Source organism: Streptomyces sp. YJ-C3, assembly GCF_053891275.1.
The window spans coordinates 7,088,821-7,110,187 of record NZ_CM132685.1; the positions used below are offsets into that span (position 1 = coordinate 7,088,821).

The window sequence follows — 21,367 nt, forward strand, 5'->3', positions numbered from 1 at the left end:
CCCCGTCATGACGGACAACTCCCCTGCCCCGTCCCGGCGTTCGCTGCTCGCGGTCGGCGGCGCCGGGCTCGCGCTCGGTGCCGCGGCGGCGGGCGGCGCCGTCGCGCTGACCCGATCCGACGGCGACGACATGCAGCCGGCCGCCGAGTCGGGCGGCGCGGTGCCGTTCCACGGCGCGCACCAGGCCGGTATCGCGACGGCGGTGCAGGACCGGCTGCACTTCGCCGCGTTCGACGTGAAGACGGACGACCGCGAGGAGTTCGTGCAGCTCCTCAAGGACTGGACGAAGGCCGCCGCCCTGATGACCGAGGGGCGCACGGTCGGCGAGGGCGCGTACGGCGGGCTCGCCGAGGCACCGCCGGACGACACCGGCGAGGCGCTCGGCCTCAAGCCGTCCCGGCTCACCCTGACGATCGGCTTCGGGCCCTCGCTGTTCGAGACGTACGGGAAGAAGTTCGGGATCGCCGGCCGCCGGCCCGAGGCGCTGGTGGAGCTGCCGAGGTTCCCCGGCGACAACCTCGACAAGGCGCGCAGCGGCGGCGACCTGTGCGTGCAGGCCTGCGCGGACGACCCGCAGGTCGCCGTGCACGCGATCCGCAATCTGGCCCGGATCGGCTTCGGCAAGGTCGCCATCCGCTGGTCGCAGCTCGGCTTCGGCAAGACGTCGTCGACGACGCCGGACGCGCAGACCCCTCGTAACCTGATGGGCTTCAAGGACGGCACCCGCAACATCGCGGGCACGGAGACGAAGCGGCTCGACGAGCACGTGTGGGTGTCCGGCTCGGACTGGATGGACGGCGGCTCGTATCTCGTCGCCCGGCGGATCCGGATGAACATCGAGACCTGGGACCGTACGTCGCTGCAGGAGCAGGAGGACGTGTTCGGCCGGGACAAGGGCGAGGGCGCCCCGGTCGGCAGGGCGAAGGAGCGCGACGAGCCGTTCCTGAAGGCCATGAAGCCGGACGCGCACGTGCGGCTCGCGCACCCCGACTCCAATCACGGCGCGACGATCCTGCGCCGCGGCTACTCGTTCACCGACGGCACGGACGGCCTGGGCCGCCTGGACGCCGGGCTGTTCTTCCTCGCGTACCAGAAGGACGTGCGCACGGGGTTCATCCCGGTGCAGCGGAGCCTGTCGCGGAGCGACGCGCTCAACGAGTACATCCAGCACGTCGGTTCGGCGGTGTTCGCGGTGCCGCCGGGGGTGCGGGACGGCAAGGACTGGTGGGGCCGCGGGCTCTTCGAGCGGAAGGCGAGCTGAGCGATGTTCGCGAACTATCTGATCGGTCTGCGCGAGGGTCTGGAGGCGAGCCTGATCGTCTGCATCCTCATCGCGTACCTGGTGAAGACGGACCGCAGGGACGCCCTGAAGCCGGTGTGGCTGGGGGTCGGGGTCGCCGTGTTCGTGGCGCTGGCGTTCGGCGCGGGCCTGGAGTTCGGCTCGCAGGAGATGACGTTCAAGGCGCAGGAGGCGCTCGGCGGCTCGCTGTCGATCATCGCGGTGGGCCTGGTGACGTGGATGGTGTTCTGGATGCGGCGCACCGCCCGGCACCTGAAGTCGGAGCTGCACGGGAAGCTGGACAGCGCGCTGCGGATGGGCACGGCGGCGCTGGTCCTCACCGCCTTCCTGGCGGTGGGCCGGGAGGGTCTCGAGACGTCCCTCTTCGTCTGGACGGCGGTGCACGCCACCAGCAACGGCACCACGGAGCCGGTGATCGGCGCGCTGCTCGGCCTGGCCACGGCGGTCGTCCTCGGCTGGCTGTTCTACCGGGGCGCCCTGCGCATCAACCTGGCGAAGTTCTTCACGTGGACCGGCGCCATGCTGGTCGTCGTGGCCGCGGGTGTCCTCGCGTACGGCTTCCACGACCTGCAGGAGGCCGACTTCGTCGGCGGCCTGAACGACCTGGCGTTCGACATCAGCGGCACGATCGCCCCCGACGGCTGGCTGGGCACGCTCCTGAAGGGCGTCCTCAACTTCCAGCCCGACCCGACGGTGCTCCAAGTCGTCGTCTGGTGCGTGTACTTGGTGCCGACGCTGGCGCTGTTCTTCGCCCCGCCCGGGCTGCTGTCCCGCAGGGGCGAGGCACTGGGTGCTTCTTCTTCCCGGTAGGGTTCGGCCCCGGGAAGGGGAAGGTGAGGTCAACGTCATGAGCGAGGTCAGGAACAGGCTCGGCAGACCCGCCGCGGCGGCGGCAGCGACGGTCGTGCTGTCCCTCGCGGCGAGCGGCTGCGTGACCGTGCACGGGGAGCTCGAGGTCGTGCCCACGACCACGAAGGCGCAGGCCGCACGCGCCCTGGACACCTTCGTGACCGCGTACAACAAGGCGGACAAGACGTACGACCGGGCGGCCGACGCGCGGTACGTCACCGGGGCGCTGGCCGCGATCGACGGGGCCAAGCTGAAGGCGGGCCGCGCGGTGAGCCCGCAGGGCAACCCGAAGCACGCGCCGCTGAAGCTCACCGACACGAACTTCACGGTCCCGAAGAAGGCCGGCTGGCCGCGCTGGTTCGTCACCGACTCCGCCAACAGCCGGGTCGCCAACTCCCGCTGGGTGATGGTCTTCACCCGCGACGACGTCGACGAGCCGTGGGCGGTCTCGTATCTGACGCTGTTCCGGGGCGACACGCTCCCCGCGTTCAAGAAGGACGCCGACGGCTGGGGCGAGGCCATCGCCGCCGACGACAAGGGGCTCGCGATGCCGCCGGGCGAGGTGAGCGACAAGTACACCGGGTACCTGAAGGACGGCGGCGACGGGTTCGCGCAGGGGCCGTACACCTCGCAGTGGCGCGAGTCCCGCAAGAAGAGCACCCGGCCCGGCCTCGCCACGCAGTTCGTCGACGAGCCGCTCACGTCCGGGGACTACGCGCCCGTCGCGCTGCGCACCGAGGACGGCGGGGCGCTCGTCTTCTTCACGACGCGGCGCTACGAGAAGCAGACCGCGTCGCCGGGCAGCGATCTGCCCACGATCAGCCCGGGCGTGAAGGCGCTGATGTCGGGGGACGCGAAGCAGTCGGCGACGTACGGGTACGTGTCGAACCAGACGGCCCTCGACCCGGCGAAGGGCTCCGCCGGGGACGGGGTGCAGGTGCTGAACCGGGTCGAGGGGATCACCACGGCCGAGGGGTCGTGACCGTCACGGGGCTCCGCCCCGGGCCCCGCTCCCCGGAAGGGGCTCGGACTACGGCCAGGCGGACGTGAAGTCCGGCTCCGCTCCCACGTAGCGCGCGCACGCGTCGGTGAGGGTCTCCAGCAGGGTCAGCGGGTCCGGCAGCGGGTACTCGGGGCCGCGCACCCACTCCACGGACCGGTCGGCCGGGAGGCGGGCCGGGGGGACCAGGACGTACGAGCCGCGGCAGTGCCAGCGCAGGCCGGGGTGCTCGTCCATCGTCTCGGGGTGGCAGTCCAGCTCGCAGGGCCACCACTCGTCCTCGTCCTCGGGCGTGCCGCGCGTCGCCGTGAAGAAGAGCATGCGGTCGCCGCCGGACTCCGCGACGGGGCCGACCTCGACACCCGCCGCGAGGAGGCGCTCCAGGGCCTCACGGCCGGCCTCCAGCGGTACGTCCAGGACGTCGTGGACCATGCCGGTCGCGGTGATGAAGTTGGCCTGCGGCTGGTGCCGGGCCCAGCGCTCGATCTGCGCGCGGTCCGTCGTGGACTGGGTCTGCCAGGCGAAGGAGACGGGGTGCCGGCCGGGTGTCGGACAGCCGATGCGGTTGCAGGAACATCGGTAGTCGGCGGGGTACGCGGCCGGTGCGAGGGGCAGTCCGGCGGCGGCAGCGGCGATCAGCAGGGACTCGCGGTCCGTGTCGACCGGGGTCTCCTTCGGGCCCCGGGCGGACTTGAGCCACTGGGCGAACCTGCCCAGGCCCGTGCGTGCGCTGTCGCTGTGCTCCGCGCCCATCTATCCCCTCACCATCGCCGTCGTGCCGGGTGCCGGATGAACCCCGGGTCTCCATGGTCCCACCATCCCGCTTCCCGAGAGGCCACAGGGTGTCATTGCCTGATTTGCCCATATTTGGGGGCCTACCTTGGTCGCCATGGTCACTCTCGCCCACCGGGCCGCGCGGGTGGGCGGCCTCGCCGGCGCCCTCTCCCTGGCCGTACTGGCCTCCGCGCCGCCGCTGGAGTGGGGCCGTGGCCCGCTCACCGTCGACGCCCTGCCCCGCGTCACGTACACGGCGCACCGCGGCGGCGCCCTGGAGGTGCCGGAGAACAGCATGGCGGGACTGGCCGCGGCCTTCGAGCGGGGCACCGCGCAGGTCCTCGACTTCGATACGCGGATGCTGCGCGACGGCACCCTCGTCGTGATGCACGACGCGACCCTGGACCGGACGACCTCCTCGGGCGGCCGGGTGGCCGCCCTGGACCGGACGGAGTGGCGGGGCGTGCGGCTGCGGCCGAAGGCGTCGCTGCCGGGCGGCTGGCGCTCGGAGCGGCCGCCGACGGTCGCGGAGGTGCTCGACCGGTTCGGCGGCCGGATCGTCCTGATGCTGGAGGCCAAGGACCCCAGGAGCCTGACCGGGCTGGCCCGGCTGATCCGCGACCGCGGCCTGACCCGCTCGGTACTGGTCAACTCCAACCGGCCGGCCGTCGCCGAGCGCGCGCACCGCCTCGGCCTCATCTCCCAACTGTGGCGCTCCGCACGGCAGATGAGGACCGACCGGCCCGCGCGCTGGGCCTCGTACGTCGACATCCTGGACATGGATCACCGGGCGCGCGACGCGGATCTGGTGCGGGCGGTCCGCTCGGGGGTGCCGCGCGTGTGGGCGCACACCGTGAACCGGCCGGAGGACCGGGACCGGGCGCTGCGGCTCGGCTGCAACGGGGTCATCACGAACGCGCCGGGCCTGCTGGCGGCTACGCCGGTGCGGACCCCGGGCGGGCGCTGATCCCGTAGAGGGCGTACTCGACGAGCCTGTCGGCGTACGCGTGGTCGAGCGGGCCGGTCTCCTGCAGCCAGCGCTGGGCGAGCGGCCCGGAGAACAGGTCGCGGGCGATCTCGGGGTCGACGTCCGCGCGGACCTGGCCGGCGCCCTGGGCGGCGCGCAGCCGGGCGGCGTAGAGGTCGAGTCCGGGCATGAGGAGCTTGCCGACGAACTCGCGGGCGAACTCGCGGTTGGCGACGCCCTCGGCGGCGAGCGCGCGGGCCGGGGCGTCGAAGCGGGGGTCGAGGAGTTCGTCGACGGTGGCGCGCAGCACCAGCTTGAGGTCGGCCTCGAGGTCGCCGGTGTCGGGCAGGGCGACCGGGTCGAGCGGGACGTCGGGGTGGTTCTCGGAGGCGGCCTGCTGGTTCTGCTCGTTGAGGTCGATGAAGGCCTCCATCAGGACCTGCGCCTTCGAGCCCCACCAGCGGTAGATCGTCTGCTTGCCGACGCCGGCGCGGGCGGCGATGCCCTCGATGGTGGTGCGGGGGTAGCCGATCTCGCCGACCAGGGCGAGGGCGGCGTCGTAGATCGCGCGGCGGGAGCGCTCGCTGCGGCGGGCGGAGTCGGGGGCCGTCTTCTTCGGGGCGCGGCTGGGCGTGGCAGACATGGTTCGAATGTAGCAGCGGGCGAGGCGAGACGTCCCGTCTCGAAAACGATTGACAAGACGAACCGTCTCGTTCACAGTGGAACCGTCGACACGGCGAGACGAACCGTCTCGTCGAAGGTGAGTGAGGCAGAGGAGTACGTCATGACCCGAGGTGGAGCAGGCGGCATGCTGGGCGTCGGCGGGACCCGTCGCACGCTCTCCCGCAAGGCGCTGCGCGGCGGCGGCCGGGGCGGGCAGGTGGGCGGCGGGGGCGTCGATCCCGTGGCGCAGAAGCGCGAGCTGCTGCGCAGGATGCAGGAGAGGCGCGGCACCTCCGACGCCTCGTGACCGGGTGCGGGTGTGAACCACCCGTTCGGTTCACAGCCGTGAGGGCTCCTCCGACCGCACCATGGGCGCAACAGCCCCTGCGGTCGTGAGGAGCCCTCATTGCGTAATCCGTACTCCGGGTGTTCCGTCGAACGGCGCGCCACACCCCGGCGCTACCTGATGTGCCCGCCTGCGCACTTCAAGGTCACGTACTCGATCAATCCGTGGATGGACCCGGCGAAACCGGTCGACGTCCCCCTCGCCGTCGCACAGTGGGAGGACCTGCGCGACCGCTACCGCGCCCTCGGCCACACCGTCGAGGTGCTCGACCCGCGGCCCGGACTGCCCGACATGGTGTTCGCGGCGAACGGGGCGACCGTCGTGGACGGGCGGGTGCTCGGCGCGCGGTTCGCCCATCCCCAGCGGGAGCCGGAGGCCGTCGCGCACCTGGAGTGGTTCCGTGCGCACGGGTACGCCGAGGTGGGCGAGCCCGTGCACGTCAACGAGGGCGAGGGCGACTTCGCCGTCACCGCGTCGTACCTGCTCGCCGGGCGCGGGTTCCGGGCGTCACCGCTGTCGCACGGGGAGGCGCAGGAGTTCTTCGGCCGGCCGGTCATCGGGCTCGATCTGGTGGACCCGCGCTTCTACCACCTGGACACGGCGCTCGCCGTGCTCGACGACGCGGCGGACGAGGTCGTGTACTACCCGGGGGCGTTCTCCGCGGGGAGCCGGGCGGTGCTGCGGCGGCTGTTCCCGGACGCGCTGATCGCCGAGGAGTCCGACGCGGTGGCCTTCGGCCTGAACTCGGTGTCGGACGGGCTGCACGTGCTGTTGCCGCAGGCGGCGGTGGGGTTGTTCGAGCCGTTGCGGGAGCGGGGTTTCGTGCCGGTCGGGATGGATCTCGGGGAGCTGCTGAAGGGGGGCGGGTCGGTGAAGTGCTGCACGCTTGAGCTGCGCCCCTAGAAGCCTCTCCGGCGAGTGAGGAGCGGGGGCCGGGGCAGAGCCCCGCGGCCGTGCGCTAGCGCGGCTGTGCCCAGGAATCCCCCCAGTCCGCGTCACGGGCCTCTCTGTACAGCGCCCCGTGCTTCTTCGTCACGGTCACCCGGTCCAGGCCGCCCTCGGCCCCGCACAGGTCCAGGAGCACCTGGCCCTTGCGGATCTGGGGGCGGCGGACCACCCGGGACGGGGCCGGTTCGGGGGTGAAGCGGGTCGCCGCCACGTACGCGAACTTCTCGTCCTCGTACGCCAACGAGCCGCCCTTGACCCGCCGGTGCAGCGAGGAGCGGCTGACCCGGGCCGAGAAGTGGCACCAGTCCTCGCCGGGCGTGATCGGGCAGGCGGCGCTGTGCGGGCAGGGGGCCGCGATGTGGAAGCCCGCGGCGATCAGCCGGTCGCGGGCCTCGATGATCCGGGTGTAGCCGTCGGGGGTGCCGGGTTCGATGATCACCACGGCGCCGGTGGACGCCTGGGCGGCGGCGTCGACCACCGCGGCGCGGTCGGCGTCCGTCAGTTCCTTCAGGACGTAGGAGACCGTGACGAGGTCCACGGCGGCGGGCAGCTCCGTCGCGCCGATGCGGCCGCGCCTCCACTCCACCGAACGGGCCAGCTCGGCGTCCCTCGACGCCAGTTCGCGGCCCAGCGTCAGCGCGGGCTCCGACCAGTCGAGGACCGTCGTCGGGCGCGCTCCGGGCAGCGTCTCGTGGGCCGCCCAGACCGCGGCGCCGGTACCGCCGCCGATATCGAGGTGCCCGTCGGGCCTCCAGTCCGCCGGTGCCGCGCCGACGAGGCCGCCCAGCGCGGAGCACACCGCCTCGAACGTGGCCGGCATCCGGTACGCCGCGTACGCCGCCACGTCCGCCCGGTCGCGCAGGATCGGGGCGTCGGTCGGGGTGGTGCCCCGGTAGTTCGCGATGAGCCGGTCCACGGCGCGGGCCGCCTGCGTCGGCGGGAGGCCGTCGAGGAGTCCGGCGAGGGCCGAGCGCAGGGTGTCGGCGGGGGCGTGCGGGTCGGTCGGGGCGTTCACCCGGACGATTTTAGGCGGCCCGCGGCTACGGGCCCGCCGGGCCGGTGACCGCCCGGGCGAGCCGGGTCGCCGCGGCCTCCCGGGGGCCGCTGTCGGCGGGGCGGCGACGCGGGTGGACGGTGTTGGCGAGGAGCACCAGGAAGGTGTCGGTCACCGGGTCCAGGACGAGGGAGGTGCCGGTGAACCCGGTGTGCCCGGCCGCGCCCCGGCCCGCCAGCTCCCCCATGAACGAGGGCTGGTCGACCCGGAAGCCGAGCCCGGGCGCCGCCAGCATCAGGTCGACGAAGTCGGGGCCGAGGATGCGCGCGGTGCCGTACGAGCCGCCGTTGAGCAGGGCGCGGCAGAGCACCGCCAGGTCGTACGCCGTGGAGAACAGGCCCGCGTGGCCGGCGACGCCGCCGAGCGCCCAGGCGTTCTCGTCGTGGACCTCGCCGCGCAGCATGCCGCGGTCGGCCTTGGCCCAGGGGCGGCGCTGGTCCTCCGTGGCGGCGGCGCCGGGCCGCGGCCCGTACGACGTGGCGGTCATGCCGAGGGGGCGGGTGATGCCCTCGCGGACGAGGACGTCGAGTGCCCGGCCGGTCAGACGCTGCAGGAGGTGCTGGAGCAGCAGCATGTTCAGGTCGGAGTAGCGGAACTCCCCCGGCTTCGACGAGGGCGCCTCCGCGCGCAGCAGCGCCAGCCGGGAGGACATGTCCGGGGCGTCGTACAGCGGGAGTTCGGGGCGCAGGCCCGAGGTGTGGGTGAGGAGCTGGCGCACGGTGATGCCGTGCCGGGCGGCGGCGGTGAAGTCGGGGAGGTACGCGCCCACCCGCGCGTCGATGCCGAGGGTGCCGCGCTCGATCTGCTGCACGGCGGCGATCGTGGTGAACAGCTTGGTGACCGAGGCGAGGTCGAAGGGCGTGTCCAGGGTCATGGGGACCCGGGCCGCCACCGGGAGCTCGACGCCCCGGTCGGCCGTCTCGTCGTACGCCGCGTGGCGCACGGCCCAGCCGCAAGCGGCCTCGGCGGCGATCACCGGGCCGCGCCCGGCGATCAGCACGGCGCCCGCGCACCAGGGGCGCGGCCCTTCGGGCAGCGCGCGCACGCCGCGGACCAGGCGGGCGATCCGCGCGGCGTCCAGGCCGGCCCGCTCGGGCGTGCCGTGGCGCAGTCGTGGGGAACTCAGCGCTCCGTCACCTCCCCCATCGCTCTGGCGGTGTGCCGCCAGGGGCGGCACAGTGCCATGAAGGCGACGGCCGCCGCCAGGCCGCAGGAGAGTTGCACCAGGGCCATCGGTACGGCCGTGCGCTCGCCCGCGATGCCGACGAGCGGCGAGGCGACCGCGCCGATCAGGAACGACGAGGTGCCGAGCAGGGCGGACGCGGAACCGGCGGCGTGCGGGGTGCGCAGCAGGGCGAGGGCGTTGGTGTTGGGGGTGGCCAGGCCCATCGACGCCATGAGCACGAACAGGCCCGCGGCGACGGGCACCAGGCCGAGCTCGTCGGGGTCGCCGAGCACGCCGGTGGCGACGAGGAGGAGGAAGGCGGCGGCCAGCACGATCAGGGTCAGGCCGACCGCGAGGACCTTGTCGAGGCTGACCCGGCCGACGAGGACCTTGCCGTTGAGCTGGCCGACGGCGATCAGGCCGATCGAGTTGAGCCCGAAGAGCAGGCTGAAGGTCTGCGGCGAGGCCCCGTAGATCTCCTGGATCACGAACGGGCTGGCGCTGATGTAGGCGAAGAGCGCGGCGAACGCGAAGCCGCCCGCGATCATGTATCCGGTGAAGACGCGGTCGGCGAGCAGGGACCGCATGGTGCGCAGCGCCTCGACGGTGCCGCCCCCGTGCCGCCGCTCGGGCGGCAGGGTCTCGGGCAGGCACTTGCCCACGAGGGTGGTGAGCGCGATGCCGATGACGGTGAGCACGACGAAGACGCCGCGCCAGTCCGTGACGCGCAGGACCTGGCCGCCGATGAGGGGCGCGACGATCGGGGCGACGCCGGAGATCAGCATCAGGGTGGAGAAGAACCGGGCCATCGCGACGCCGTCGTAGAGGTCGCGCACGACGGCCCGGGCGATCACGATGCCGGCCGCGCCCGCCAGGCCCTGCAGCAGCCGGAAGGCGACGAGCAGGGCGGCGTTCGGCGCGAGGGCGCAGATCGCGGTGGCGGCGACGTACACGAACAGACCGATCATGAGCGGCCTGCGGCGGCCCCACTTGTCGCTCATCGGGCCGACCACGAGCTGGCCGAGCGCCATGCCGGTCAGGCACGCGGTGAGGGTGAGCTGGGCGGTGGCGGCGGAGGTGCCCAGGGCGCCGGTGACCTCGGGCAGGGCCGGGAGGTACATGTCCATCGACAGCGGCGGCACGGCGGTCAGCCCGCCGAGCACGAAGGTGACGAGCATGCCGGTGCGAACGGCCGCCCTGGGCGCGGCGGTTGGGCCGCCATCCGGGGTGACCTGCGCGGGTCCGGCCGCGCTCGTGGTGCTCCCGGTACTTCCGCTCTCCGCCATCCCGATGCCCCTCGTTCCCTTTCGTCTCTCCCGGTCGTACGTGCGATTACCTATGCTCTCAGCTCGGTGGAGTGGTCGAGACCAACAACTGAGGTGGGCAGGGATGGCAGCGGAGCGCGTGCGGTGGGGAATTCTCGCGACGGGCGGGATCGCCGCGTCGTTCACGGCGGATCTGCTGGATCTGCCGGACGCCGAGGTGGTGGCGGTCGCCTCGCGGACCGAGACGTCGGCGAAGGCGTTCGCGGAGCGGTTCGGGATCGAGCGGGCGTACGGCGACTGGGCGTCGCTCGCCGCGGACGAGGACGTCGACGTGGTGTACGTGGCCACGCCGCACTCCGCGCACCGGGAGGCGGCCGGGCTCTGTCTGGAGGCGGGCCGTGCGGTGCTGTGCGAGAAGGCGTTCACGCTGAACGCGCGGGAGGCCGGGGAACTGGTGACGCTCGCGCGTTCGCGGGGCCTGTTCCTGATGGAGGCCATGTGGATGTACTGCAACCCGATGATCCGCCGCCTCAAGGCGTTGGTCGACGACGGCGCGATCGGTGAAGTCCGCACGGTGCAGGCCGACTTCGGGCTCGCGGGCCCGTTCCCGCCCGCGCACCGGCTGCGGGACCCCGCGCAGGGCGGTGGCGCGACGCTGGATCTCGGGGTGTACCCGGTGTCGTTCGCGCAGCTGCTGCTCGGGGAGCCGTCGGGGGTGACGGCGCGCGCGATGCTGTCGGAGGAGGGCGTCGACCTCCAGACGGCGATGCTGCTGTCGTGGGACAGCGGGGCGCAGGCGCTGCTGCACTGCGCCATCAACTCCGGTACGGGCGTGACGGCTTCGGTGACGGGGTCCGCGGGGCGGATCGATGTGCCGGCCGGGTTCTTCTACCCGGAGCGGTTCGTGCTGCACCGGGACGGGCGCGACCCCGAGGAGTTCACGGCGGTGCCGGAGGACGGGCCGCGGGACTCGATGCGGCACGAGGCGATCGAGGTGATGGGGCGGCTCCGGGCCGGCGACACGGAGTCGCCCTTGGTGCCGCTCGACGGGTCGCTCGCGGTGATGCGGACCCTGGACGCGGTGCGGGGGGCTGTGGGGGTGCGGTATCCCGGGGAGCGGTGAGGCGTCCGCCCTGGTGCGGTCCCGTCGCCGGGTGCCGGCCCGGTGGGGCTTCTCGCGCAGTTCCCCGCGCCGCTGAAGGCTTGCGGCTTCGCCGCTCGCCTTCAGCCCCCACCGCACCCGCACCCGGCGTCAGACCTGATCAGGCAGGACGCAGGCCCTGGTCGCCGACGGCCGTCACGAACGACGCCGCCGTCGTGAGCGGCGCCCCCGGGACGGTGACCGCCGAGACCGTCTTGAAGTCGGCCCGGGCCGACTCCTCCCCCAGGTCCACGGTGACGTAACCACGACGCCCGTTGTAGAACTTCAGATGCGGGTTGGCCTGCGTGTACGTGGCCCAGTTGGACGGCCTCTCGGAACCGTCCTTGCCGGAGGCGATGGACGTGGCCACGATCTCCGTGCCGAGCGTGCGCGACGCGGGGTCGTCGAAGTCGTCCTTGATGTCGAAGGCGTACCCGACGTGCACGTCACCGGTGAGCACCATCAGGTTCTCGACGCGCGCGGCCTTGGCGCCGGCCAGCACCCGGTCACGGGAGGCGCGGTAGCCGTCCCACGCGTCCATGGAGACCTTCGCCTCGGCGTTCAGGTCGAGCTTGCGCTGGGAGAACGTGACCTGCTGCGGCACCACGTTCCACAGGGCGCGCGAGCGGCGCCAGCCGTCGAGGAGCCAGCGCTCCTGCGTGGCGCCGGTGATGGTGCGCGCCGGGTCGTCCGACTCGGGACCGGGGACGTGCGAGCCGTCGCCGTAGGCCTGGTTCGAGCGGTACTGGCGGGTGTCGAGGATGTCGAACTGGGCGAGGCGGCCCCAGACCAGGCGCCGGTAGAGCTGGGCGTCGGGGCCGGTCGGAAGCTGGGGGCGGCGCAGCGGCTGGTTCTCCCAGTACGCGCGGTACGCGGAGGCGCGGCGCAGCAGGAACTCGTCCGCCGGACCCTCGGTCTCGGAGGTGTCGTCGGCGTAGTTGTTCTCGGTCTCGTGGTCGTCCCAGGTGACGACGAAGGGGTGGGCGGCGTGCGCGGCCCGCAGGTCCGGGTCGGACTTGTAGAGGGCGTACCGCAGCCGGTAGTCCTCCAGGGTCATGGTCTCCCGGTTGAAGATGTCGGGCACGACGCGGTCCGTGTAGTTGCGGGCGCCGCCGACCGAGTTGACCGCGTACTCGTAGAGGTAGTCGCCGAGGTGGAAGACGACGTCGACGTCGTCCTCGGCCAGGTGCTTGTACGCGGTGAAGTAGCCGTCGTGGTACGCCTGGCAGGAGACGGCGGCCAGGGTGAGGCCGGGGACGTGCCGGGAAGAGGCGGCGGGCGCGGTGCGGGTGCGGCCGGTCTCGCTGACCCGGTCGCCGACGCGGAAGCGGTAGTAGTAGACGCGGCCCGGCTCCAGGTGGTCGACCTCGACGTGCACGGAGTGGTCGAACTCGGGGTGCGCGGTGGCCGTGCCGCGTCTGGCGACGCGCCGGAAGCGCTCGTCGAGGGCGAGCTCCCAGCGCACCTCGACGCGCTGCGCGGGCAGCCCGCCGCCGGTCTCGTACGGTTTCGGGGCGAGCCGCGTCCACAGCAGCACGGAGTCGGGCAGCGGGTCACCGGAGGCGACGCCCAGTGTGAACGGATCGCTGGTGATCTTGCGACCGTCCAGTTCGGCGGCGGCCGCGGTGCCGGCCGCGGGCAGGTTCACACTGAAGGCTAGCGCCGCGGCGGCACCCGCGACAGTGAGGAAGCGCCGGCGGCCCAAGTGCTGGGCGGCTGCGCGGAGTTCGGGTGCGTGCTGCGGTACGTGTGACATGGAGCCCCTCCCCTGACTGCTGGCGTCATCTGGCGTCACGGGGAATTGCAGTGGGCCGGGACGACGCCCGACTGTCGCGTACACAACAGCCACATGGCGGATCGGTGATCTCCGCATGGCGGGGCGCCCGTACGCTGCGGCCCCATGGACGATCTGCGAACCGCATCGACAAGGACCGCCGTGGTCACCGGCGCCGGCTCCGGCATCGGCCGGGCCGTCGCCCTGGAGCTGCTGCGCACCGGCTGGCGGGTGGCCCTGGCCGGCCGCCGCGTCGAGACGCTGGCACGGACGGCGGGGCTGGCCCCGGGCACGGAGTCGTTCGTCGCCCCGACGGACGTGTCGGACCCGGACGGGGTGACGGCCCTCTTCACCGCCGTACGCGACCGGTTCGGCCGGCTCGATCTGCTCTTCAACAACGCGGGGACGTTCGGGCCCGGCGGCGTGGCCGTGGAGGACCTGGCGTACGACGCGTGGCGGCACGTCGTCGACACCAACCTCAACGGGGCGTTCCTGTGCGCGCAGGCGGCGTTCCGGCAGATGAAGGAGCAGGACCCGCAGGGCGGCCGGATCATCAACAACGGCTCCATCTCGGCGCACACGCCGCGGCCGCACTCGATCGCGTACACGGCGACGAAGCACGCCCTGACGGGCCTGACCAAGTCCCTTTCGCTGGACGGCCGTCCGTACCGGATCGCCTGCGGGCAGATCGACATCGGCAACGCGGCGACCGACATGACCGAGCGCATGCAGTCCGGCATCCTCCAGGCCAACGGGGAGCTGGCGGCGGAGCCGGTGATGGACGTGGCGGACGTGGCGCGCACGGTGCGGCACATGGCGGAGCTGCCGCTGGAGGCGAATGTGCAGTTCGCGACGGTGCTGGCGACGAACATGCCGTACGTCGGCCGGGGTTGAGCGCACCGGCCCAGCTTGCTTGAGAGATAAATCTCCACAAACGGAATGGGATCTACCGCCGCATTACCGGACGCCGGGGCCCGTATGCTCAGTTCCTCTCCACGAGAACTTCACATTCGGAGCACACTTTGCGCATACGTTCCGCGGCCCCGGCCGCCCTCGCCGCGGCGGCCCTCGCGGGCTCGCTGCTCGCCACGACCCCGGCGTCCGCCGCGGCGCACCAGGGCGGGCTGCACCTCGGCTTCATCCAGTACGACAGCCCCGGCTCGGACAATCGCAGCAACAGCTCTCTGAACGCGGAGTGGGTGAACATCCACAACAACACCCGCTCCGCGATCCAGCTCAAGGGCTACAAGCTGAAGGACAACACCGGCTACACGTACACCTTCGGCAGCTACAACATCGGCGCGGGCAAGACCGTCAAGGTCCGCACCGGCAAGGGGACGAACGCCTCGGGCGTCCGGTACTGGGGCCGCGGCTCGTACGTCTGGAACAACACGGGCGACAAGGCCCGCCTGATCAAGCCCAGCGGCACGCAGCTCGACTCCTGCTCCTGGAGCCGTCTCGGCTCGGGCGCGATCAGCTGCCACTGAGCCACCACGAGGGGGGGAAGACGGTTCCCCGCGCTCCGGGAGGGGCGCGGGGAACCGCGCCTGCCGCACCGGCGAGAATGCACCGCATGACCGACAACGTGCTGCGCTACACCGCCTTCGCGACCGACCCCGCCGGGGGCAACCCCGCCGGGATCGTGCTCGACGCCTCCGCGCTCAGCGCCGAGGACATGCTCAAGATCGCCGCGGACCTGGGGTACAGCGAGTCCGCATTCGTGACGCCGGGCCCGGCCGGAAGCGGCGAACGGGCCTATACCGTGCGCTACTTCAGCCCCAAGGCCGAGGTCCCGTTCTGCGGCCACGCCACCGTCGCCACCGCGGTCGCCCTCGCCGAGCGCCACGGCACCGGCGACTACCTGTTCCACACCCTCGCCGGCGAGGTGCCGGTCTCCGTCGACCGGGCCGGGGACACGCTGCGCGCCACCCTCACCAGCGTCGCGCCGCGGGTGGAGGACGTGAGCGGCGAGGACCTCGCCGAGGCGCTCGCCGCGCTGGACTGGCCGGCCGCCGATCTGGACCCGGCCCTGCCGCCGCGCATCGCCTATGCCGGTGCCCGCCACCTCGTCCTGGCCGCGGCCACCCGGCAGCGCCTCGCCGACCTCGCGTACGACTTCGAGCGGCTCGCCGCCCTGATGCGCCGACTGGACCTGACGACCGTCCAACTGGTCTGGCGGGAGAGCGAGTTCACCTTCCACGTGCGCGACCCGTTCCCGGTCGGCGGCGTCGTCGAGGATCCGGCCACCGGCGCCGCGGCCGCCGCGTTCGGGGCGTATCTGCGCGAGCTGGGCCTGGTCCCGGAGGAGGCCGTGCTCACCCTGCACCAGGGCGCCGACATGGGCCGCCCCGGTGAGCTGACGGTGACGCTGCAGGCGGGCGACCCGCGGGTGCGGGTGAGCGGGACGGCGGTCCCCCTCGCCTAGGGGCTGTCACGTACCGGGGCTCGTCACGCCCGGCCCAGAAGGTGCTCCACCTGCGTCAACTCGTCCTGGGACAGGGGCCCGTGGGCCAGCGCGCCCGCGTTCTCCTCGGCCTGCGCCACCGTGCGGAACCCGGGGATCGGCACGGCGCGCGGGCTGCGGGCCCACAGCCAGGCGAGCGCGCCCTGCGCCGGGGTGCGGCCGCCGCCCGTGAGCACGGAGCGCAGCGCGTCGACCCGGGCCAGCCACTCCGGGTCCGCGCCGCCGCCCGTGCCGAAGCCGGGCAGCCAGGCGGGCGGGGCGCTGCGGATGTCGCCCGCGGCGGGCGTGCGCCCGGCGCCGTGGCCACCGCCGAGCAGGCCCATGGCGAGCGGGCTGCGCTGGATGCCGGCCAGCCCCAGCTCCTCGCACAGCGCGTGGAGTTCGGGCGCGTCCTGGAGGACGTTGCAGCGGTACTGCACGGCCGCGCAGTGCGGGCCCTCGGCGAAGACGCGGGCCCGGTCGGGGTCGTCGGTGCTCCACGCGTAGGCGCGTACGAGCCCTTCGCGGACGAACTCCTCGCAGGTGTCGCGGAGCCGGGCGGCCCGCTGCGGGTCGGCGTCGGAGAGGTGCAGCTGGTACAGGTCGATGCGGTCGGTGCCGAGGCGGGCGAGCGACGCGGTGAGGGCGCGGCGGGCGTGCTCGGGGGAGTCGTCGCCGCCGGTGAGGGTCCTGGTGCGTTCGTCGAAGACGTTGCCCCACTTGGTGGCGATGACGACGTCGTCCCGGCGCTTGCCGAGGGCGCGGCCGAGCACGCGTTCGCTGTGGCCGGTCCCGTACGCGTCGGCGGTGTCGAAGAAGGTGACGCCGAGGTCGAGCGCGCGCCGCACGGCACGCTCCGATTCCTCGTCGTCGACGCGGCCCCAGCCGAGCGGCCGCCCGTCCGGGTCCTGCCACTCGCCGCCGATGGCCCAGCATCCGAAGCCGAGGGCGCTGACCTCGATGCCGCTGCCGCCCAGTGTCCTGGTGTCGATGTCCATGCCCGGGAACGCTAGGAGTTGAAGCGCACGCGAGGTCAACAGCCCTACGGATACGGGATGTTCAGGCCTGTCCGGTCTCGAACCGGGTGACCTTGCCGCCCGACACGTCGAACGTCCACCTGGTGCGCATCTCGCCCCAGGTGTCGTTGCGGTAGCGGGCGACGAGGGAGCGGCCCTCGGCGGTCTCCTTCTCGACCTCCATGTGGCCGTTCGAGTCGAAGATCTCGCGGGCCGTCCAGTCGTCGAGGTCCCGGTCGCTGCCGTCGTCCGCCATGGTCGCGCCGGGCGCGAGCGCCGCACGGAAGGCTTCCTGGTCGTGGGCGTTCAGCGCCGACACGAAGGCGCGGACCGCCGGGTCGCTGAGCTTTGCGGTCTGGATGGGCATGCGCCCAGGCTTGCACCGCGGCCGGCCGGCCGCCACCCGAATGGGCCCGCGCGCGAGGTGCGCGGCGCACGGCTGCCGGACGGTGGGGACATGACCTGCACTCGATTGCGTACCTCTCGCACCTCCTGCTCCAGCCGTCGTGACCTGGGCCTTCTCGCGTTGCGCCTGGGGACCGGCGGGGTTCTCGCCGCGCACGGCGCCCAGAAGCTGCTCGGCTGGTTCGGCGGCGGTGGCGTGTCCGGGACGACCGCCGCCATGGACGCCATGGGGTACACCCCCGCCAAGGCGAGCGCCCTCGCGGCCGGGCTCGGCGAGGCGGGCGGCGGGGCGCTCCTCGCGCTCGGCCTCGCCACACCGCTGGGCGGCGCCGCGGCGGCCGGGACCATGGCGGGCGCGGCGGCCGTGCACGCCCCGAACGGGTTCTTCGCGATGAACGGCGGCTACGAGTACCCGGCGTTCCTCGGTTTCGTCGCGGCGGGCCTCGCGGTGACCGGCGCGGGCCGCTACTCCCTCGACCACGCGCTCGGCCATGTGCTCGACCGGCACTGGATGGTGCCGGCGGCGCTCGTGGGTGCCGGGGCGGCGGCGCTGGCGGTGGTCGCCTCGCGCACCAGGCCGACGCAGGATCCGGACGCGGGCGAGTAGCCGCGCGGGCCGAGGCTCTAGGCTCGTCGCTCGTGACGACGTACGACGACGAGCTGTGGACGACCATCGACCGGCTGCGCGACTGGCTGGACTCGAACAATCGGCGGCCTTCCCAAGAGGCGCTGCTCCTGCGGGTGTTGAAGCTCTCGGAGGAGGTGGGCGAGGTGGCGGAGGCGGTCATCGGGGCCGTCGGCCAGAACCCGCGCAAGGGCGTCAGCCACACCTGGCAGGACGTCGAGTCGGAGCTGTGCGACGTGGTGGTCACGGCGCTGGTCGCGCTCGGCACGCTCACGCCGGACGCGCGCGAGGCGCTGTCCGCGCATGTGGCGAAGCTGGCGGAGCGCTCGCTGGGGCCCGCGTAGGCGGTGACCGGACGGCCGGGCGTCAGGGACGACGGGGCGGACCGCCCGGAACCCCGGACGCCACCGCCGCGCGGGGGCCTTGCGGAGCCGCCCTCAGAGCCGCCCCGACGCCCGCAGCATCGGCACCACGTGCCCCGCGACGGCCGGGGCCAGGCGGGTGTCACGGCCGTCGGTCCAGCGCAGCGCGGCCAGCTCGGCCGCGGGCCGCGGCCGCCCGGACAGTGTGGCGGTGAACAGCGTCAGCCGCATCGGGACGCCTTCCAGCGCCGCGACGTCCTCGACCACGCCGAGCGGTTCCAGGTCTTCCGGCGCGACCCCGAGCTCCTCGTCCAGTTCGCGCCGCAGCGTCTCCTCGGGGCTCTCCCCCGGCTCCGGCTTCCCGCCGGGCAGGTAGAAGAGGTCCGGCGCGGCCTCCTTGCTGACGACGAGCAGCTTGCCGTCCGCGACGACCGCGGCGGCGACGACTTCCATGACTTCCTGGCGCATACGGCCGATTCTGCCTCGGACTACGCTGCTCACGATCAGCGATCAGGTTGCTCAGCGGTCTCAGGCTTCAGGGGGTCACGCAAGATGAACGGGTTCGACAGCGCCGCCGTCACAGCGGTCAGCAGCAACAGCACCTACTCCTTCACCAAGCCGAACCGGGACAGCGTCACGCTGCTCGCGGGCCTCGGCGTCGAGGGGGACGTGCACGCCGGGGTCACGGTGCAGCACCGCTCCCGGGTGGCCCAGGATCCGACGCAGCCGAATCTGCGCCAAGTCCACCTGATCCAGGAGGAGTTGTTTGCGGAGGTCGCCGCGCTCGGCCACCGGGTGCGGCCCGGCGAGCTCGGCGAGAACATCACCACGCGCGGCATCGACCTGCTCGCCCTGCCGACCGGAACACTCCTGCACCTCGGCGCGGGCGGCGCGGTCGTCGAGGTCACCGGGCTGCGCAATCCGTGCCTGCAGATCGACCACTTCCAGGACGGCCTCCTCAAGCGCGTCGTGGGCCGGGACCCGGAGACCGGCGCGATCGTCCGCAAGGCCGGGATCATGAGCGTCGTACGGGAGGGCGGGACCGTCCGCCCCGGAGACGCCATCCGCGTGCAGCTGCCCGCCGAGCCGCATCGCCCCCTGGAGAAGGTCTGATGCCTCCGCACGAGAAGCCGGTCGTCGTTCCGCACGACCCCGGGTGGGCGGCCCATGGAGCCGCGCTCTGCACCCAACTGGCTTACCTTCTGGGCCCGTTGGCGCTGCACGTGGACCACATCGGTTCGACGTCCGTGCCGGGCATGGCCGCCAAGGACGTCTACGACGTGCAGGTGAGCGTCGCTGACCTGGACGCCGCCGCGGCCGCGTTCGAGGCGCCGCTGTCCACGCTCGGCTTCGTCCGCGCACCGTACATGCGCGACCACGTCCCGGCCGGACGCGAGGGCGAGGAGGACCCCGCCGACTGGACCAAGCGCTACTGGTCACGGCGGACCGCGGACGCCGCGCCGGTCAACCTCCATGTCCGCAGGGCCGGTTCACCGAACGAGCGGCTCGCGCTGCTGTTCCGCGACTGGCTGCGCGCGACGCCACGGGCCGTCCCCGCGTACGCCCGCTTCAAGTACGTACTCGCGCGGGCCGTCCCCGACACCGGGACGTACGCCGACGTGAAGGACCCCGTCGTCGACCTCGTCGGCGTCGTCGCCGAACAGTGGGCCGCGCGGACGGGCTGGCGCCCGCACGGGTAGCACGCCGCGGCCGCCCGCCGTGATCGGCGGACGGCCGGGGCCGGGGGCTCAGCCCTCCTGCGCGCGGCGTCGGCGCGCGGCGAACACCGTGCCCGCGCCCGCGGCGACGACCAGCGCGGCGGCCGCGGCGAGCGGGCCCGCCGGGACGTCGGCGCCGGTGGCGGCGAGCGAGCCGGTGCCGCCGGTGGTGGACCCGGTGCCGGTGGCGCCCGTGGTGCCCGTGCCGCCCGAAGTGCCGCCGGACGTACCGCCGTCGGAGCCGTTGCCGCCCGACGGGAGCGTGGCGTCCTCGTCGAGGGAGACGGCCACGTCGACCGGGTCGAGGGCGGCGCCCGCCTGGTAGAACCCGCCGAACGCCTTGGCGCCGTCGGCGGTGAGGGTGGCCGCGGCGCCGTCGAGCTCGACGATGTCGTCCTTCGCGGTCAGGTCGCCGGAGCCGACCTTGAGGGTGGCCACGGTCAGGTCGTCGTACGTGGTGACCTTGCCGGTCTGCCGGTCCTTGCTGGACACGTCGGCGACGAGCTTTCCGCTGCCGCCCTTCGCCGTCACCCGCAGATCGCTGAACTGCAGGTCGAGGGCGTACGTGCCGTCCTCCTCGTGGCCGAGGAAGCGGACCTTGCCCGCGAACTCGGCGTCGAGGGACCTGGCGTCGGCGTCGTAGCTGCCGTTCGCGTCGCCGAACCGGTACACCGAGCCGTTCTTCGCGGCGCCGCCGGTCAGTTCGACCTTGCCGTTCGCGATGGGGCCCGTGATGTACGTACGGAAGGACTCCTTGACGCCCCAGTCCAGGTTGCCGTCGGCGATGGCGCCGGAGACGGCCTCGTCGGACGGGGCGGCCGTGGCGGTGGCGGACGGCTTCGGGGTCGTCGTCGCGCTCGGCTTGCCGGTGGGCTGCGCGCTGCCGGTGGGGGCCGGCGAGGACGGGGGTGTCGTCGACGGGTCCGGGGAGGGCGAGGAGGCGGCGGCGGTCACGGTCAGCGTCGCCGTGTCGAGGGCGGTGCCCTCCTTGTACATGCCGTTGAACGCCTTGGCGCCGTCGGCGGTCAGCGTCGCCGGGATGTCCTTGAAGGTCATCGCGCCGCCCGCGCCCTGGCCCGGCTTCACGGCGGACAGGTCGAGCGTGGCGAACTCGATGTCGTTCTGGACGGTGCCGTTGAGGCTGATGTCGGCGTCGATGTGCCCGGTCGTGCCGGACGTCACGACCTTCACGTCACTGATCTTGATGTCGAACCCGTGGGCCGTGGAGGCGAACCGGACGGCGCCCTTGAAGGCGGTGTCCGTGCCGTGGGTGGCCGTGTCGTACGTGCCCGTGCCGTCGGTGAAGGTGAAGGCGCCGTTGTCGGCGGCCTGGGTCGCGCCGTCGCTCGCGGTGATCGATCCGGCGGCGATCCCGGTGACGTACTTGCGGAAGGACTCCTTCACGCCCCAGTCGAGCGTGCCGTCCTTCAGCTCGACGGCGGGAGCCTTGTCGGCGGCGAACGCGGGCAGTGCGACGGCACCGGCTCCGAGCGCGACGGCGGTGGCGGCGGCGAGGGCTATGGGGTGTCTGACGAGAGACATGCTTTCTCCT

Annotated in this window: 24 protein-coding genes; 14 read left to right on the forward strand and 10 right to left on the reverse strand. The window is 73.2% G+C overall.

The features are described 5' to 3' along the window. Nucleotides 1-7 precede the first annotated feature (7 nt). From efeB to ACVHNB_RS31895, 3 genes are read left to right on the forward strand one after another with little or no spacing between them, the layout of a single operon-like run. Complete coding sequence (efeB, locus tag ACVHNB_RS31885) at nt 8-1,261, forward strand: iron uptake transporter deferrochelatase/peroxidase subunit (protein WP_428955059.1); 1,254 nt, start codon at nt 8-10, stop codon at nt 1,259-1,261. A 3-nt stretch (nt 1,262-1,264) separates the two neighbouring features. Next, a complete protein-coding gene (gene efeU / locus ACVHNB_RS31890) occupies nt 1,265-2,110 on the forward strand; it encodes an iron uptake transporter permease EfeU (RefSeq protein ID WP_428955058.1) in 846 nt (281 codons plus the stop codon). 37 nt (nt 2,111-2,147) lie between these two features. Further along, on the forward strand, nt 2,148-3,131 hold the full coding sequence (locus ACVHNB_RS31895; protein ID WP_456226430.1) for a hypothetical protein: 984 nt from the start codon (nt 2,148-2,150) through the stop codon (nt 3,129-3,131). A 48-nt stretch (nt 3,132-3,179) separates the two neighbouring features. Here ACVHNB_RS31895 and ACVHNB_RS31900 read toward each other — a convergent pair whose 3' ends face one another. Then, nucleotides 3,180-3,902, reverse strand: coding sequence for a bifunctional DNA primase/polymerase (locus tag ACVHNB_RS31900; protein ID WP_428955056.1), 723 nt, complete (start codon nt 3,900-3,902; stop codon nt 3,180-3,182). Between the two features lie 127 nt (nt 3,903-4,029). Between ACVHNB_RS31900 and ACVHNB_RS31905 the strand changes: the two genes are divergently transcribed. Continuing rightward, a complete protein-coding gene (locus ACVHNB_RS31905; RefSeq protein WP_456226431.1) occupies nt 4,030-4,890 on the forward strand; it encodes a glycerophosphodiester phosphodiesterase in 861 nt (286 codons plus the stop codon). Here the strand turns inward: ACVHNB_RS31905 and ACVHNB_RS31910 are convergent. After that, complete coding sequence (locus ACVHNB_RS31910; protein ID WP_428955054.1) at nt 4,859-5,533, reverse strand: TetR/AcrR family transcriptional regulator; 675 nt, start codon at nt 5,531-5,533, stop codon at nt 4,859-4,861. The genes ACVHNB_RS31905 and ACVHNB_RS31910 overlap by 32 nt on opposite strands. 141 nt (nt 5,534-5,674) lie before the next feature. Here ACVHNB_RS31910 and ACVHNB_RS31915 point away from each other — a divergent pair, with 141 nt between their 5' ends. Together ACVHNB_RS31915 and ddaH are read left to right on the forward strand one after the other, a co-directional pair. Next, on the forward strand, nt 5,675-5,860 hold the full coding sequence (locus tag ACVHNB_RS31915; protein ID WP_428955053.1) for a DUF6243 family protein: 186 nt from the start codon (nt 5,675-5,677) through the stop codon (nt 5,858-5,860). 159 nt (nt 5,861-6,019) lie between these two features. Further along, the gene (gene ddaH / locus ACVHNB_RS31920; RefSeq protein ID WP_456228977.1) at nt 6,020-6,802 is read left to right on the forward strand and encodes a dimethylargininase; all 783 of its coding nucleotides are present in this window, start codon (nt 6,020-6,022) and stop codon (nt 6,800-6,802) included. Nucleotides 6,803-6,857: 55 nt separating this feature from the next. On the opposite strand, the gene ACVHNB_RS31925 is transcribed toward ddaH, so the two are convergent. Genes ACVHNB_RS31925 through ACVHNB_RS31935 form a run of 3 tightly spaced genes read right to left on the reverse strand, consistent with a single transcriptional unit; the run spans nt 6,858 to nt 10,352 of the window. Further along, on the reverse strand, nt 6,858-7,862 hold the full coding sequence (locus tag ACVHNB_RS31925; RefSeq protein ID WP_456226432.1) for a small ribosomal subunit Rsm22 family protein: 1,005 nt from the start codon (nt 7,860-7,862) through the stop codon (nt 6,858-6,860). A 25-nt stretch (nt 7,863-7,887) separates the two neighbouring features. Continuing rightward, complete coding sequence (locus ACVHNB_RS31930) at nt 7,888-9,069, reverse strand: serine hydrolase domain-containing protein (RefSeq protein WP_456228978.1); 1,182 nt, start codon at nt 9,067-9,069, stop codon at nt 7,888-7,890. Continuing rightward, nucleotides 9,024-10,352: a multidrug effflux MFS transporter gene (locus ACVHNB_RS31935; RefSeq protein ID WP_456226433.1), complete on the reverse strand. Its 1,329-nt coding sequence runs from the start codon at nt 10,350-10,352 to the stop codon at nt 9,024-9,026. Before ACVHNB_RS31935 ends, ACVHNB_RS31930 begins: the two co-directional genes overlap by 46 nt. Before the next feature lie 103 nt (nt 10,353-10,455). Here ACVHNB_RS31935 and ACVHNB_RS31940 point away from each other — a divergent pair, with 103 nt between their 5' ends. Further along, nucleotides 10,456-11,454, forward strand: a complete 999-nt coding sequence (locus ACVHNB_RS31940) for a Gfo/Idh/MocA family protein (RefSeq protein ID WP_456226434.1) — start codon at nt 10,456-10,458, stop codon at nt 11,452-11,454. A gap of 139 nt (nt 11,455-11,593) precedes the next feature. Here the strand turns inward: ACVHNB_RS31940 and ACVHNB_RS31945 are convergent, their stop codons facing one another. Next, on the reverse strand, nt 11,594-13,228 hold the full coding sequence (locus ACVHNB_RS31945; RefSeq protein ID WP_428955048.1) for an alkaline phosphatase D family protein: 1,635 nt from the start codon (nt 13,226-13,228) through the stop codon (nt 11,594-11,596). Between the two features lie 144 nt (nt 13,229-13,372). Between ACVHNB_RS31945 and ACVHNB_RS31950 the strand changes: the two genes are divergently transcribed. The 3 genes from ACVHNB_RS31950 (at nt 13,373) to ACVHNB_RS31960 (ending at nt 15,671) form a co-directional block, all read left to right on the forward strand. After that, the gene (locus tag ACVHNB_RS31950) at nt 13,373-14,140 is read left to right on the forward strand and encodes an SDR family oxidoreductase (RefSeq protein ID WP_456226435.1); all 768 of its coding nucleotides are present in this window, start codon (nt 13,373-13,375) and stop codon (nt 14,138-14,140) included. Between the two features lie 128 nt (nt 14,141-14,268). Then, complete coding sequence (locus ACVHNB_RS31955) at nt 14,269-14,733, forward strand: lamin tail domain-containing protein (RefSeq protein ID WP_428955046.1); 465 nt, start codon at nt 14,269-14,271, stop codon at nt 14,731-14,733. Nucleotides 14,734-14,819: 86 nt separating this feature from the next. Further along, a complete protein-coding gene (locus ACVHNB_RS31960) occupies nt 14,820-15,671 on the forward strand; it encodes a PhzF family phenazine biosynthesis protein (protein WP_456226436.1) in 852 nt (283 codons plus the stop codon). Nucleotides 15,672-15,694: 23 nt separating this feature from the next. Here ACVHNB_RS31960 and ACVHNB_RS31965 read toward each other — a convergent pair whose 3' ends face one another. Both ACVHNB_RS31965 and ACVHNB_RS31970 read right to left on the reverse strand, forming a co-directional pair. Beyond that, nucleotides 15,695-16,687, reverse strand: coding sequence for an aldo/keto reductase (locus ACVHNB_RS31965; protein WP_456226437.1), 993 nt, complete (start codon nt 16,685-16,687; stop codon nt 15,695-15,697). A 61-nt stretch (nt 16,688-16,748) separates the two neighbouring features. Next, a complete protein-coding gene (locus ACVHNB_RS31970; protein ID WP_428955043.1) occupies nt 16,749-17,072 on the reverse strand; it encodes a nuclear transport factor 2 family protein in 324 nt (107 codons plus the stop codon). A gap of 90 nt (nt 17,073-17,162) precedes the next feature. Between ACVHNB_RS31970 and ACVHNB_RS31975 the strand changes: the two genes are divergently transcribed. Both ACVHNB_RS31975 and ACVHNB_RS31980 read left to right on the forward strand, forming a co-directional pair. Continuing rightward, nucleotides 17,163-17,717, forward strand: coding sequence for a DoxX family protein (locus ACVHNB_RS31975; RefSeq protein ID WP_428955042.1), 555 nt, complete (start codon nt 17,163-17,165; stop codon nt 17,715-17,717). Between the two features lie 32 nt (nt 17,718-17,749). Next, nucleotides 17,750-18,079: a MazG-like family protein gene (locus tag ACVHNB_RS31980; protein ID WP_456226438.1), complete on the forward strand. Its 330-nt coding sequence runs from the start codon at nt 17,750-17,752 to the stop codon at nt 18,077-18,079. A 93-nt stretch (nt 18,080-18,172) separates the two neighbouring features. On the opposite strand, the gene ACVHNB_RS31985 is transcribed toward ACVHNB_RS31980, so the two are convergent. After that, nucleotides 18,173-18,565 (reverse strand): NUDIX hydrolase, encoded by a 393-nt coding sequence (locus ACVHNB_RS31985; RefSeq protein ID WP_428955040.1) that lies wholly within the window; start codon nt 18,563-18,565, stop codon nt 18,173-18,175. 84 nt (nt 18,566-18,649) lie between these two features. Between ACVHNB_RS31985 and ACVHNB_RS31990 the strand changes: the two genes are divergently transcribed. After that, nucleotides 18,650-19,210 carry an MOSC domain-containing protein gene (locus ACVHNB_RS31990; RefSeq protein WP_428955039.1) on the forward strand — a complete coding sequence of 187 codons (561 nt, stop codon included), beginning with the start codon at nt 18,650-18,652 and terminating at the stop codon, nt 19,208-19,210. Continuing rightward, a complete protein-coding gene (locus ACVHNB_RS31995; protein WP_456226439.1) occupies nt 19,210-19,797 on the forward strand; it encodes a GrpB family protein in 588 nt (195 codons plus the stop codon). Before ACVHNB_RS31990 ends, ACVHNB_RS31995 begins: the two co-directional genes overlap by 1 nt. 48 nt (nt 19,798-19,845) lie before the next feature. Here the strand turns inward: ACVHNB_RS31995 and ACVHNB_RS32000 are convergent, their stop codons facing one another. After that, the gene (locus ACVHNB_RS32000; RefSeq protein WP_428955037.1) at nt 19,846-21,357 is read right to left on the reverse strand and encodes an HtaA domain-containing protein; all 1,512 of its coding nucleotides are present in this window, start codon (nt 21,355-21,357) and stop codon (nt 19,846-19,848) included. Between the last annotated feature and the right edge of the window lie 10 nt (nt 21,358-21,367).